This window comes from Microbacterium sp. C23T (assembly GCF_053345975.1).
This window is the reverse complement of sequence record NZ_JBKFBD010000045.1, coordinates 16355-29933: the sequence shown is the minus strand read 5'-3', so window position 1 is coordinate 29933 and position 13579 is coordinate 16355. Positions and strand designations below refer to the sequence as shown.

At 68.9% G+C, this 13579-nt stretch carries 10 protein-coding genes; 3 read left to right on the top strand and 7 right to left on the bottom strand.

Features of this window, described 5'->3' with window-relative positions; genetic code table 11:
* The first annotated feature begins 187 nt into the window (after window positions 1–187).
* Complete coding sequence (gene nagE / locus ACLBXX_RS19345) at window positions 188–2122, top strand: N-acetylglucosamine-specific PTS transporter subunit IIBC (protein ID WP_387137447.1); 1935 nt, start codon at window positions 188–190, stop codon at window positions 2120–2122.
* A gap of 56 nt (window positions 2123–2178) precedes the next feature.
* Here nagE and ACLBXX_RS19340 read toward each other — a convergent pair whose 3' ends face one another.
* A complete protein-coding gene (locus ACLBXX_RS19340; RefSeq protein WP_447659361.1) occupies window positions 2179–4185 on the bottom strand; it encodes a DUF262 domain-containing protein in 2007 nt (668 codons plus the stop codon).
* A gap of 164 nt (window positions 4186–4349) precedes the next feature.
* Between ACLBXX_RS19340 and ACLBXX_RS19335 the strand changes: the two genes are divergently transcribed.
* Window positions 4350–5123: a hypothetical protein gene (locus tag ACLBXX_RS19335; protein ID WP_310290948.1), complete on the top strand. Its 774-nt coding sequence runs from the start codon at window positions 4350–4352 to the stop codon at window positions 5121–5123.
* A gap of 150 nt (window positions 5124–5273) precedes the next feature.
* Window positions 5274–5777, top strand: a complete 504-nt coding sequence (locus tag ACLBXX_RS19330; RefSeq protein WP_341999345.1) for a DUF3145 domain-containing protein — start codon at window positions 5274–5276, stop codon at window positions 5775–5777.
* A 146-nt stretch (window positions 5778–5923) separates the two neighbouring features.
* Here ACLBXX_RS19330 and ACLBXX_RS19325 read toward each other — a convergent pair whose 3' ends face one another.
* The 6 genes from ACLBXX_RS19325 to aceE form a co-directional block, all read right to left on the bottom strand.
* Window positions 5924–7162: a beta-ketoacyl-[acyl-carrier-protein] synthase family protein gene (locus ACLBXX_RS19325; RefSeq protein ID WP_447659360.1), complete on the bottom strand. Its 1239-nt coding sequence runs from the start codon at window positions 7160–7162 to the stop codon at window positions 5924–5926.
* Window positions 7163–7221: 59 nt separating this feature from the next.
* On the bottom strand, window positions 7222–7470 hold the full coding sequence (locus ACLBXX_RS19320; RefSeq protein ID WP_013586517.1) for an acyl carrier protein: 249 nt from the start codon (window positions 7468–7470) through the stop codon (window positions 7222–7224).
* Window positions 7471–7544: 74 nt separating this feature from the next.
* Window positions 7545–8546: a beta-ketoacyl-ACP synthase III gene (locus tag ACLBXX_RS19315; RefSeq protein ID WP_447659359.1), complete on the bottom strand. Its 1002-nt coding sequence runs from the start codon at window positions 8544–8546 to the stop codon at window positions 7545–7547.
* A gap of 15 nt (window positions 8547–8561) precedes the next feature.
* Entirely contained in the window at window positions 8562–9473 is a 912-nt protein-coding gene (locus tag ACLBXX_RS19310) for an ACP S-malonyltransferase (RefSeq protein ID WP_447659358.1), read from the bottom strand.
* Window positions 9474–9567: 94 nt separating this feature from the next.
* Window positions 9568–10785, bottom strand: coding sequence for a PucR family transcriptional regulator (locus ACLBXX_RS19305; RefSeq protein ID WP_387137465.1), 1218 nt, complete (start codon window positions 10783–10785; stop codon window positions 9568–9570).
* A gap of 7 nt (window positions 10786–10792) precedes the next feature.
* Window positions 10793–13522: a pyruvate dehydrogenase (acetyl-transferring), homodimeric type gene (gene aceE, locus ACLBXX_RS19300; protein WP_387137468.1), complete on the bottom strand. Its 2730-nt coding sequence runs from the start codon at window positions 13520–13522 to the stop codon at window positions 10793–10795.
* Window positions 13523–13579: the final 57 nt, after the last annotated feature.

The window sequence follows — 13579 nt, the reverse complement described above, 5'->3', positions numbered from 1 at the left end:
AACGGAGCCCGCCCCCACCCCGGGGGGTTGCGACGGACCTCAGCCTTTCTCAGGCCCCGGATCACGGGTCGATGAGAAATTCGTTCATACCCCTAACTTTCGGAGGGGGGACCCAGTGACGCGCGAATGGGTTTGGCTGTAGCGTCAGCGACATCAACTGTCCCTTGGCTCCTGATGGAGGCGAACAATGAAGTTCCTGCAGAGGCTCGGCCGATCGATCATGCTCCCGGTGGCCGTGCTGCCGGTGGCCGCGATCCTGGTCGGCATCAGCAACTGGATCAAAGGCACCATCGGCGGCGGAGTCGTCGTCGACTTCCTCTACACCGCCGGAATCTCCCTGCTGGCGAATCTGGCGCTGCTGTTCGCCGTCGGCATCTCGATCGGCATGGCGAAGAAGAGCGACGGCACGTCCGCGCTCGCGGGCGTGGTGTCCTGGCTGGTCGTGACCACGCTGCTGAAGCCTGAATCCGTGATGCTGTTCATGGGCGTGAACGACGTGAACGAGGTCCCCGCCGCGTTCGCCAACGTCGAGAACGTCTTCGTCGGCATCCTCTGCGGCCTGATCGGCGCGTTCTGCTACGACAGGTTCAAAGACACCAAGCTGCCCGACGCACTGTCGTTCTTCTCCGGCAAGCGCTCGGTGGCCATCGTCACGGCGGGCTTCTCGCTGGTCCTGGCCGCCATCCTGTTCTTCGTCTGGCCGTGGGTCTACGGCGGACTGGTCACGTTCGGCGAGTGGATCTCCTTCCTCGGACCGCTCGGCGCCGGCATCTACGGATTCCTCAACCGGCTCCTCATCCCGATCGGCCTGCATCATGCCTTGAACTCGGTGTTCTGGTTCGACGTCGCGGGGATCAACGACCTGAACAACTTCCTGGCGGGGACGGGCACGTACGGCGTCACCGGTCAGTACATGACGGGCTTCTTCCCGATCATGATGTTCGGTCTGCCCGGCGCCGCCCTGGCGATGTACCTCACCGCCAAGAGCACGCGCAAGAAGATCACGTACGGCATCCTGCTGTCCGCCGCGATCGCCTCGTTCTTCGTCGGCGTCACGGAACCGCTCGAGTTCTCGTTCATGTTCCTGGCTCCGGTGCTGTACGTGGTGCACGCGGTCTTCACCGGCATCTCGATGGCGATCAGCGCGATCCTCCCGGTCCGGATGGGCTTCGGTTTCTCCGCCGGATTCGTCGACCTCGTGCTCAACTGGACGAACCCGATGGCGCAGAACCCGTGGCTGATCCCGGTCATGGGCGTCTTCTGGTTCTTCATCTACTTCGGGGTGTTCTACTTCTTCATCAAGCGGTTCAACCTCAAGACGCCGGGCCGCGAGGACGACAACATCCTCGAGGAGGGCACCGAGTTCGACCCGCACAACGTCGACCAGAAGTACCTCGTCACCGGCAGCCGCTTCATCGACGCGCTGGGCGGCAAGGAGAACATCCTCGACCTGGACAACTGCGCCACCCGCCTGAGGATGGAGATCAACGACGTCGACAAGGTCGACGAGGCCGCTCTGAAGCGCGCCGGCGCCGCCGGCACGATGAAGCCGGGCGGCAAGTCGGTGCAGGTGATCTACGGCACGAACGTCCAGTTCGTGAAGGACGCCATGGAGCAGATCATCACGGGTCAAGCCGAGGCCCCCGTGGTCGCGGCCGAGCCCGCTGCACCGCCGGCCGCCGGAGGCACCGCGGTGCTGACGGATGCGCCGACGACCACCGTCGTCAAGCTGCGCCAGCCGCTCGAGGGCAAGGTCGTGCCGCTCTCGGCGGTTCCGGACCCCACGTTCGCGCAGGGGATCATGGGTCCGGGTGTCGCGATCGAGCCGACCGGCGACACCGTGGTCGCACCCGCTGACGGCACGATCGGTGCCACGTTCGACAGCAGCCATGCGGTGGCGCTCGTCCTCGACGACGGCACCGAGCTGCTGATCCACGTCGGCATCGACACGGTCGGCATGAAGGGCGACGGATTCCAGACCCTCGTCGAGAAGGGCCAGAAGGTCACGGCGGGCACGCCGCTCCTGCGCTTCGACCTCGCGAAGATCCAGGCCGCCGGACACCCCTCGATCACCCCGGTGATCGTGCTCAACAACGAGGACGCCGCCGTCACCTTCGAGTGACGCCCCGGCCACGATGAACGGGACGGATGCCTCGAGCCGAGGCATCCGTCCCGTTCTCACATCGCGTTGCCGATGTAGGAGTACTTGACGAAGACCTCGGGGGCGAGTCCTGCTTCTTCGAGCACGCCCTGCACGGCGCTGAGCATGTAGCTGGAGTCCCAGCCCATGTAGAGCGAGTGCTCGTCGTCGAGACGGTCCCACTGGCCGTTCCAGGACTGCGCCGTGTAGACCGGACCACCCCGGCGCGCGCTGTACGCGACGACCGAGTCGCGGGAATCCGCCCACAGCCGCTTGAAGACGCGGTTGAAGAGGTACTTGACGTCGGGCACCTCCCAGTGCTCGCCGCAGTACTCGACGTACGACCACTCCCGGTGCCACCCCGGAGGCCATCCGCGACGGCGCACGGCGTCGAGGATCGGGGTGAGGCCGTCGTCGTCGATCGCCGGACCCCCCGGACGCTTCCAGACCTCGACGAACCGGCCGGTGAGCTGCGCCGAGCGGTCGGCGATCGCCGCCGTGCCCCAGGACGGGAGCGCGGCGAGTTCGGCGGTGGTGGCGACGGCGCTGCGCGCGTACAGCGCCTGCTTCTCGGGGAACGAGCGATCGAAGGCGCGGAGGGCGAGATCCTCCTCGAGGACCGTGAGGTTGCCGATCGTGTTCGCGAGGGCGCGATGGCTGTTCTGCTCGTCGTCGGTGTACGACGCCCACTCGCGCACCCCGTCGCCCGACCAGCCGTCGCCGGGGGCGAGCGGGAAGATGTGCTCGACGTCGAGGCCGCCCGCGCTGTCGACACCGGCGATCCGGCCGAGGACGTAGGCCGCATGGGGGAGCTCCGAGTACTTCAGTGCCACCGCGATCCGCTCGTCCGACGGCGTGATGCGCGAGATCGCCGACACGAGCGCGCCGGCGCCCTCTTCGCGCGCACGGCAGAGACGCGCGACCAGGCGATCCACGCCGGTGCCGACCACCGCGCGGCGCACGAGCAGCGACTGCACCATCTCAAGCGTGTGGATCAGCTCTTCGCGCCCGAGCGAGCCGAGCTCGAAGTCGCGGTACGCCCGCATCACGAGCGGGTACATGCCCGTGCCGAAAGTGCCGAGGTAGGCGAGGTGACGCGTGATCTCGGCATCCGGCGCCTCCGTCGGCCGCAGCAGGATGCGGTACACGCGGGAGAGCTCCCGCCACTCGTCGGCGTGGCGCAGGAGCCCTTCGAAGTCGAGCCGCGGGAACTCGTGACGGAACGCGTCGTACACGCCGCGGCCGCCGACGACGGTGACCTCCCGACCGGTCCGCATGACGAGGTACTGCCTCCAGAACTCCGCGATCGAATCACCGGTGTTCTGCTCGATCGCCTGCCAGTAGTCGGCTTCGATCTCCCGCTGCTCGGAGTGGTTGAGACCCATCAGCACGTAGTTGTGGATGAGCTCGTGGTCGCGCAGCGGCTCCCCGGTGGAGTTGAGGCTCTCGAAGATCTGCTGGGCGTTGGCGCCGGCGCCGAGGGTGATCGCCACGTGCTCGAGCTTCTGGAGCCCTCGCCAGATGTGGGGCGCCTCCTCGAGGCTGATCTGACTGCGGAAGAACGCGTAGTTGTCGTCGAACCGCGAATCTCGGTGCTCGCCCGCCGCGAGGGGGAGGTCGAGTACGACGCGCTCGAACACCGAGGCCCACGCGCGGTGCGGGCGCAGCTTCGTACGCGTCGCGTCGTGCGAGTGCACGAGCACCCGCTGCAGCTGATCGGCGAGGTCGGGATCCGCCTCGCGCACGGTGTGATGCAGGGCGGCGACGAGCAGCATGAGCGTCGTCGTCCGCTGCTGCCCGTCGATGAGCACGAGTTCGGCGTCGGATCCCTCGCCGCTCGCGGAAGAGAGGATCGACCCGATGAAATGCATCTGCCGATCGTCGAGATCCGCCACCGCACGGATGTCGGCGAGGAGCTGTTCGCACCCCCCGATGTCCCACCGGTACTGCCGCTGATACACCGGGACGACGATCGTCCAGTCCGCGGCGGAGAGCCAGCCGATGGTGTTGACAGCAGTGGCATCGACGTTCGTGGCAGTGACCATGGCCCGTCCAGTCTAGGCCGGGCTCCCCGCCACGAAGCGGGCGCACGACGGCCGCCTGTTATTCACGGCGCGGGCTTCGGGGGCGTCCAGACCCCCGAGGTAGGCTTACCTAAGTTGAGCCTGTTAAAACGTGCTGGCTCACTGACCGAAAGGCATGATTCGTCATGGGTTACATCAAGTCCGCCGCTCTCGACGAGACCGGCTTCGTGGTGCTCGACTCCTACGGTGAGGAGATCGACCCGCAGGAGTGGTTGTCGATCGAGTACGTCGACTGGAAGTCGTCGGGCGACACCCGCTTCGCGCCGCTCGCGTCCGCCAAGGGTGAGATCGAGTGCAACGGGTTCTGGAACCACACGCCGCCGCGCACCGACAAGGACGGCGTCTGGATCCCCGAGCAGACCGAGAAGGCGCCGACCCTGACGCGCCGCGCGCAGGAGCCCGGCTCGAACGTCGGCCGCTGCCGCATCATCGAGCTGCAGCCCAACACCTACGCCGACGCGCTGTACAACCTCCACCAGGACGACAACAACCGCCTCAACCCCGACGGCACCGGCTGGGTCGTGCGCGGCTTCTTCAACCTCACCGACGACAAGAACACCTACTTCGTGCTGCGTGAGAACCGCACCGACCCGAGCATCGAGTACCGCGTGGCGCTTCCCGCCGGTGCCCAGCTCATCGTCGACACGCAGCGCCTGTGGCACGCCGTGCACCACGACGGCACCGAGCCGCGCTACTGCCTCATCACCTCCTGGGAGTCGGGCCCCGAGCTCGACGCCTACATGGAGAAGTACCACGCGGTGCCGACCGCGCCGCAGTTCGAGGTCGCGCAGGAGGTGCTCGACGCCGGTCAGGCCGAGCAGACCCGCCGTGACGCCGCGCGCGCCGCGTACTACGCCGCCAAGGGCAAGGCCGAGGTCCAGGCCATGAGCGAGGCCTGAGCACCACCCGCCCGATCGGAGAGGGCCCGGGAATCACAGTCTTGTGATTCCCGGGCCCTCTCCGCGATAATGGCGGCAGCACAACCGAACAGCACGTCATGACACCGTCACAGGTCGTAGGGGAAGACGCACCTGACGAACGGAGAGATCATGGCGACACATAAAGCGCGTGGGGTGATCTTCATCCACTCCGCGCCACGGGCGTTGTGCCCCCACCTTGAGTGGGCTGTCGGGCGAGCCCTCGGCCGCGCCGTCAGTTTCGACTGGGCGGATCAGCCGGTGCTGACCGGCAGCCGGCGATCAGAGTTCTACTGGGAAGGCGCCGCCGGGACCGGCTCGGCCCTGGCCACCGCCATCCGCGGGTGGGAGCACCTGCGCTTCGAGGTCACCGAGGATCCCACACCCCGCAGCGACGGCGGCCGTTGGTTGCACACGCCGGGCCTCGGCATCCATTACGCGCAGACCGACACCGCGGGCAACGTCGTCATCGGCGAGGACCGCATCCGCTACGCGATGGAGATCGCCGGCGGCGACGCGTTCGAGCTGCAGCGCGAACTCGATGTCGCGCTCGGCGCAGCCTGGGACGAGGAGCTCGAGCCGTTCCGCCACGCGAGCGACGATGCGCCCGTCGTCTGGCTGCACAAGGTCGGCTGACGCCCACAACCCCACAGACGCAGGCGGCGTGAGGCGCCACTACCGAGGCTCGGAGGCCATGAATCCCGGGTCGCGGGACCGCGAACCGCCGCCTGACACGACAGACGCCCCCGGCATCGCCGGGGGCGTCTTCGCGTCGCGGGTCGTCAGACCGAGCGGAAGGCGACGACGGCGTTGTGACCGCCGAAGCCGAACGAGTTGCTGATCGCGAGCTGATCGCCCGCACCGAGGGCGATCGGGGCGTCCGAGATGCGCAGCGGGATGTCGGGGTCCTGCGTGCTGACGTTGATGGTCGGCGGCGCCTGGCGCTCGCGCAGCGCGAGGAGCGTGAAGATCGCCTCGAGCGCGCCCGTGCCGCCCAGCAGGTGACCGGTCGCGCCCTTCGTCGCCGAGACGGGGATCTCGTGTACGCGGTCGCCGAAGACGCTCAGGAGCGCCTTGTACTCGGCGATGTCGCCGGTGGGAGTGGACGTCGCGTGCGCGTTGATGTGCGTGACCTCGTCGGGCGTGGCACCCGCCTGCTCGAGCGCGAGGCGCACGGCGCGCGAGGCGCCCAGCCCCTCGGGCTCCGGAGCCGTGATGTGGTACGAATCGGCCGTCACGCCGCCGCCGACGACCTCGCCGTAGATCTTCGCGCCGCGGGCCTTGGCGTGCTCCTCGGTCTCGAGGACCAGCGCTGCCGCGCCCTCGCCCATGACGAAACCGTCCCGGTCGACGCTGTACGGGCGCGACGCGGTCTCGGGGGAGTCGTTGCGCTTGGACAGCGCCTGCATCGCGGCGAACGCGGCGATGGTGAGCGGGTGGATGACCGCCTCGGCGCCCCCCGCGATGATGACGTCGGCGCGACCCGCGCGAAGGCTCTCGAACGCGTTGACGAGCGACTCGGTGCTCGATGCGCACGCCGAAGCCACGGTGCGCGCGTAGGCGCGGGCGTTCAGGTGCATCGAGACGGCCGCGGCCGGCGCATTCGGCATGAGCATCGGGACGCTCATCGGCATGACGCGGCGAGGTCCCTTGGTCTTGAGCGTGTCCCAGCCCGCGAGCGTGGTCTGCAGGCCCCCGATGCCGGTCGCGAAGTCCACGGCGAACCGCTCGGGCTCGACCTCCGGCTTGCCCGCGTCCTCCCATGCCTCGAACGCCGCGACGAGCGCGAACTGCGCCGAAGGGTCGAGGCGGTTGGCCACGGGGCGCTCCAGCACGGAGTCGGGCCGGACGAGCGCCTGTGCGGCGAAGGTGACGGGGAGCTGGTACTCCTCGACCCATTCCTGCTCGATCGTGTGCGTGCCGGATGCTCCGTTCATCAGCGCCGACCAGCTCTCGGGGGCGGTGCCGCCGATGGGGGTCGAGGCACCGATGCCGGTGACGACGATACGGGGTGTGCTCATGGAGATCAGAGTCCTCGTGATGATGGCCGGTGGGGGCCGCGGCCCCCACCGGGATGGTCCTACGCCTGGTTCGACGTGATGAAGGTGACGGCGTCGCCGACGGTCTTGAGGTTCTTGACCTCGTCGTCCGGGATGGTGACGCCGAACTTCTCCTCGGCGTTGACGACGATCGTCATCATCGAGATCGAGTCGATGTCGAGGTCGTCGGTGAACGACTTCTCGAGCGCGACCTCGTCGGCCGAGATACCGGTCTCGTCGGTGATGAGCTCCGCGAGTCCCGCGAGGACCTCGTCGTTGGTGAATGCCATGGGATTCTCCTGTTTGTTAGGGGTAGGCGTGCCCGAGCGGGCCGGGAATCAGTCTAGGGTCGCGGTTCGCCGCGTCAGGGAAGGACGATCACCTGCGCGCCGAAAACCAGCCCGGCGCCGAAGCCGATCTGGAGCGCGAGGCCGCCGCTGAGCTCCGGGTGCTCCTCGAGCAGCCGGTGCGTGGCCAGCGGGATGGAGGCCGCCGAGGTGTTCCCGGTGGTCTCGATGTCGCGGCCGACCAGCACGGTGTCGGGCAGGCCCAGCTGCTTGGCGAACTCGTCGATGATGCGCATGTTCGCCTGGTGGGGCACGAAGGCGGCGAGATCGGATGCCTCGACCCCCGCAGCCTCGAGCGCCTGGCGTGCGACCTTCACCATCTCCCAGACCGCCCAGCGGAAGACGGTGGGGCCCTCCTGGCGCAGGGTGGGCCACGGCGCGACCCCGTCGCGGAACTCGGTCAGCGTGTGGTTCATGCCCACGGCCTCGGACTTCGAGCCGTCGGAGCCCCACACGGTGGGGCCGATGCCGGGCGTCTCGCTCGGACCGACCACGACCGCGCCCGCACCGTCGCCGAGCAGGAAAGAGATGCTGCGGTCGGCGGGGTCGACGATGTCGCTGAGCTTCTCGGTGCCGATCACGACGGCGTAGTTCGCGGCGCCGGCGCGGATGAGCGCGTCGGCCTGGGCCACGCCGTAGGCGAAGCCGGCGCACGCGGCGTTCACGTCGTACGCCGCGGCGGGGTTGGCGCCGACGCGATCGGCGACGATCGCCGACACCGACGGGCTCTGCTTCGGGTTGCTGATGGTCGCGACGATGACGGCGTCGACCTGCGACGCGTCGACGCCGGACCGCTCGATCGCCTCGCGGGCGGCATCGGTCGCGAGGTCGATCGCGTCGGTCTCGGCCAGCGCACGAGTGCGCGTGACGATGCCGGTGCGCTGACGGATCCACTCGTCGCTCGAGTCGATCGGGCCGATGAGGTCGTCGTTCGGCACCGCGATCTCGCCACGGGCGGCGCCGTATGAGTAGATGCGCGTGTGGGCGGCACCGGTGGGCTGGATGAGGCTGCGGGTCATGCGGGGGTACTCCGGTCAGGCGTCGGCGGCCACCAGCGCGGCGGCGGCCTCCAGGTCAGCGGGCGTCTTGACGGCGACGGCGGGGACTCCGCGGAGCGCGCGCTTCGCGAGCCCGACGAGCGTGCCCGCGGGGGACAGCTCCACGATGCCCGATACCCCGGCATCGGCGAAAGACGCCATGCAGAGGTCCCAGCGCACCGGCGAGGCGACCTGGTCCACGAGAAGGTCGACGAACGCACGGCCCGACGATACGGCGGAGCCGTCGCGGTTGGTCCACAGCGTGACACCGGGATCGGAGACGTCGTGGTCGGTCGCGGCATCACGCAGAGCCTCGACCGCCGGCGCCATGTAGTGGGTGTGGAAGGCGCCCGCGACCTGCAGCGGGATCACACGCGTTCCGGCGACCGGCTCGGCGGCGAGGGTCTGGAGGGCGTCGAGTGCGCCGGCGACGACGAGCTGGCCGCCACCGTTGTAGTTCGCGGGGGAGAGGCCGAGCTCTTCGAGGCGCGCGAGGACCGATGCCTCGTCTCCGCCGATCACGGCGCTCATCCCGGTCTCGGCGGCCGCTGCCGCCTCCGCCATCGCGCGGCCCCGGATGCCGACGAGGGTGAGTGCGGACTCTTCGCTGAGGACTCCCGCCGCCGCGGCGGCGGCGAACTCGCCGACGGAGTGCCCGGCCACGCCGCCGATGCGCTCACGGTCGGGCAGCGCGTTCCAGGACAGCAGGCTGGCCGCGACGATGAGCGGCTGCGCCACCTGGGTGTCGCGGATCTGGTCGGCGTCCCACTCGGTGCCGGCGGCGACGAGGTCGACGCCGGACCACTCGGAGTACTGAGCGAGGCGGTCCGCCGCGCCGTCCGATTCGAGCCAGGGAGTCAGGAAGCCGGGGGACTGGGAGCCTTGTCCGGGGAAGACCGCGATTCTCACCGTTCCATCCTGTCAAGGATCAGAAAGGTCGTTCTGGCGACACCGTCACAAGAATCACGCGCTGCTTTGTGCGTGGCCCACACTGACGCAGAGATCACGCAGGGTTGCGGCGGGCCGGCGGACGGCGGCGGGAGGCATCCGTCCCGATCGATCCGAGGATCAGCGCCGTCTGCAGGATCAGCGCCTCGCGAGGTCCGGTGGCGTCCCAGCCGATGACCTCGGACACGCGCTTGAGGCGGTAGCGCACCGTGTTCGGGTGGACGAACAGCTCACGCGCAGTGGCCTCGAGCGAACGGCCGTTGTCGAGGTACGCCCACAGCGTCGACACGAGGTCGGCGCTGTGCGACTGGAGCGGGCGGTAGATGCGCTCGACGAGGGTGATCTTGGCCAGGGGATCCCCGGCGAGGGCTCGCTCGGGGAGGAGGTCGTCGGCCTCGACAGGGCGAGGAGCGTGACGCCAGGCGCGCGCGACCGCGAATCCGGCGAGGGCGGCCCGAGCGCTCTGGCTCGCGTCGACGAGCGCCGGCACCGTCGGGCCGAGCACGAGGTATCCGGTTCCGAAGCCGGGCTCGAGGCGGCGTGCGATCTCGCCGAACGGGAGGTCGGTCACGGCGTCGTCGGCGACGGCCGACGGCTCGGCGCGCCCGACGACGAGCACGAGACGCGACCCCTGCACGCCGATCAGGACGTCGACGCCGAGCTTGCGCGCCGTGCGACGGAGCTGGTCGACGTCGAACTGCGGGGGAGTCGTGCCGACGAGGACTGCGACCTCGCCGTGGCCGTGCCAGCCCAGGGCGGCGATGCGGCTCGGCAGCTCCTCGTCGGCCTCGCCCGTGAGGATCGAGTCGACCACGAGAGCCTCGAGGCGCGCATCCCAGAGGCCGCGCGCCTCGGCGGCGCGGGCGTAGACGTCGGCCGCGGCGAAAGCCACCTCGCGCGAGTACAGCAGGATCGCCTCGCGCAGGTGCTCGCCCTTGCCCGCGACCCGCTCCTCGGTCACCTCGACGGTGACGCGGATGAGCTGCAGGGTCTGCTGCAGGCTGACGCTGCGCAGCAGCTCGCGCGGGGCTGCCGCGAAGATGTCGGATGCGATCCACGGCGTGGAGCCGGGCTCGTCGTACCACGAGATGAACGACGTGATGCCGGCCTGGGCCACCAGCCCGACGGCGGACCGTCGGGCCGGTGGCATCTCGGCATACCAGGGCAGCGTCTCCTCGAGGCGCTTGATGGTGACGGTCGCGAGGTCGCCGGAGATGCGTCGCAGCCAGGCGAGCGTCTCGACCTTGTCCATCACCTCGGTGGACTTGCCCATCCGCAGGTCAGCTCTCGCCGCCCGCGTTCCCGCTCGTACCGGCGGTCACGTCGTGCAGACGGTACTTCTGGATGGCCTGCGCGGCGAGGCTGCGGTCGACCGCACCCTCTTCGGCAAGAGCCTGAAGCGTCCGGACCACGACCGAGGGGCCGTCGATCTTGAAGAAGCGACGGGCCGCGGCGCGCGTGTCGGAGAAGCCGAAGCCGTCGGCACCGAGGGTCGCGAAGCGGTTCGGCACCCACGGACGGATCTGGTCCTGGACGGCGTGCATGAAGTCGCTGACCGCGACCACGGGGCCGGCGGCGTCCTTCAGCTTCTCGGTCAGGTAGGCGGTGTGCGGGTCCTCCTCCGGGTGGAGGAAGTTGTGCTCGTCGGCGGCCAGGCCGTCGCGGCGCAGCTCGCTCCACGAGGTGACCGACCAGACGTCGGCCTGCACACCCCAGTCGTCGCGCAGCAGCTGCTGCGCCTCGAGCGCCCACGGCACTCCCACGCCCGACGCCAGGAGCTGAGCCTTGGGGCCCTCGCCCTCGGCGGTCGAGACGCGGTGGATGCCGCGCACGATGCCGTCGACGTCCACGCCCTCGGGCTCGGCCGGCTGCACGAGCGGCTCGTTGTACACCGTGAGGTAGTACATGACGTTGGGGTCGGGGTGGTTGCCGCCGTACATGCGCTCGATGCCCGAGCGGACGATGTGCGCGATCTCGTACCCGTAGGCCGGGTCGTACGACACGGTCGCCGGGTTGGTCGAGGCGAGCAGGAGCGAGTGGCCGTCGGCGTGCTGGAGGCCCTCACCGGTCAGCGTCGTGCGTCCGGCGGTGGCGCCGATGATGAAGCCGCGCGCCATCTGGTCGCCCGCCGCCCACTGCGCGTCGCCGGTGCGCTGGAACCCGAACATCGAGTAGAAGACGTACACCGGGATGAGCGGCTCGCCGTGTGTGGCGTACGAGGTGCCCGCCGCGGTGAACGCCGCGACCGCGCCCGCCTCGTTGATGCCGACGTGGACGATCTGGCCCTGCGGGCTCTCCTTGTAGGCCAGGAGCAGCTCGCGGTCGACCGACGTGTAGTTCTGGCCGTGCGGGTTGTAGATCTTCGCCGAGGGGAAGAACGCGTCCATGCCGAAGGTGCGCGCCTCGTCGGGGATGATCGGCACGATCCGGTGGCCGAAGTCCTTTGCGCGGAGAAGGTCCTTGAGCAGACGGACGAAGGCCATCGTCGTGGCGATCTCCTGCGTGCCCGAGCCCTTCTTGGGCAGCGCGTACGCGTCGTCGCCCGGCAGCTGCAGCCCGACGTGGTGCGAACGGCGCTCCGGCAGGAAGCCGCCCAGCGCGCGACGGCGCTCCAGCATGTACTGGATCGTCTCGTCGTTCGATCCGGGGTTGTAGTACGGCGGCAGGTAGGGGTTCTCCTCGAGCTGCGCGTCCGAGACCGGGATCCGCATCGAGTCGCGGAAGTACTTCAGGTCCTGCAGGGTCATCTTCTTCATCTGGTGGGTCGCGTTGCGGCCCTCGAAGTGATGCCCGAGACCGTAGCCCTTGATCGTCTTGGCGAGGATCACGGTGGGCTGGCCCTTGTGCTCGGTCGCGGCCTTGTACGCGCCGTAGACCTTGCGGTAGTCCAGGCCGCCGCGGCGGAGCTTGCCCCAGATGTCGTCGTCCGACCAGTCCTTCACGAGAGCGGCCGTGCGCTCGTCGCGCCCGAAGAAGTGCTCACGGATGAACGCGCCGTCCTCCGCGCGATACGTCTGGAAATCGCCGTCCGGCGTGGTGTTCATGAGGTGCACGAGTGCACCGTCGGTGTCCTTGGCGAGGAGCTCGTCCCATCCGCTGCCCCAGACCACCTTGATGACGTTCCAGCCGGCGCCGCGGAAGAAGCTCTCGAGCTCCTGGATGATCTTGCCGTTGCCGCGCACCGGGCCGTCGAGGCGCTGCAGGTTGCAGTTGACGACGAACGTGAGGTTGTCCAGGCCCTCGTTCGCCGCGACCTGCAGCTGTCCGCGGCTCTCGACCTCGTCCATCTCGCCGTCGCCGAGGAATGCCCAGACGTGCGAGTTCGACAGGTCCTTGATGCCGCGGTTGGTGAGGTACTTGTTCGACATCGCCTGGTAGATGGCGTTGATCGGTCCGAGACCCATCGAGACCGTCGGGAACTGCCAGTACTCCGGCATGAGGCGCGGGTGCGGGTAGGACGGAAGCGCGTGCGGTGCCTTCGACTTCTCCTGGCGGAAGCCGTCGAGCTGCTCGGAGCTCAGGCGGCCTTCGAGGAAGGAGCGGGCGTAGATGCCGGGAGAGGCGTGACCCTGGATGAAGATCTGGTCGCCGCCGGTCGGGTCGTCGAGACCACGGAAGAAGTGGTTGAAGCCGACCTCGTACAGCGACGCGGAGGACGCGTACGTCGAGATGTGGCCGCCCACGCCGATCCCGGGACGCTGGGCGCGGTGCACCGTGACCGCGGCGTTCCAGCGGATCCACCGGCGGTACCGGCGCTCGAGCTCCTCGTCGCCCGGGAACTCGGGCTCGTTCTCAGGGGCGATCGTGTTGATGTAGTCCGTCGTGGGAACCTGCGGAACGTTCAGCTGCAGCTCATGGGAGGTCTGCAGCAGGCTCAGCATGATCTCGCGGCCACGTCCGTGGCCCTTCGCCTGCACGAGCTGCTGGAGGGATTCCTGCCACTCGGAGGTCTCATCGGGATCGCTGTCGAGGGGTTCCTGCGAGTACGGATCCTGATCGTTGACAGTCACAGAAGACCTTTCGTCGTCTGGCAGATCGTGCCAGGTAATCGCTACCGGAGCGGCGCA

Coding starts and splice junctions, on each gene's coding strand:
- nagE (WP_387137447.1), top strand. CDS start 188: ATGAAGTTCCTGCAGAGGCTCGGCCGATCGATCATGCTCCCGGTGGCC.
- ACLBXX_RS19340 (WP_447659361.1), bottom strand. CDS start 4,185: ATGGTCACTGCCACGAACGTCGATGCCACTGCTGTCAACACCATCGGC.
- ACLBXX_RS19335 (WP_310290948.1), top strand. CDS start 4,350: ATGGGTTACATCAAGTCCGCCGCTCTCGACGAGACCGGCTTCGTGGTG.
- ACLBXX_RS19330 (WP_341999345.1), top strand. CDS start 5,274: ATGGCGACACATAAAGCGCGTGGGGTGATCTTCATCCACTCCGCGCCA.
- ACLBXX_RS19325 (WP_447659360.1), bottom strand. CDS start 7,162: ATGAGCACACCCCGTATCGTCGTCACCGGCATCGGTGCCTCGACCCCC.
- ACLBXX_RS19320 (WP_013586517.1), bottom strand. CDS start 7,470: ATGGCATTCACCAACGACGAGGTCCTCGCGGGACTCGCGGAGCTCATC.
- ACLBXX_RS19315 (WP_447659359.1), bottom strand. CDS start 8,546: ATGACCCGCAGCCTCATCCAGCCCACCGGTGCCGCCCACACGCGCATC.
- ACLBXX_RS19305 (WP_387137465.1), bottom strand. CDS start 10,785: ATGGGCAAGTCCACCGAGGTGATGGACAAGGTCGAGACGCTCGCCTGG.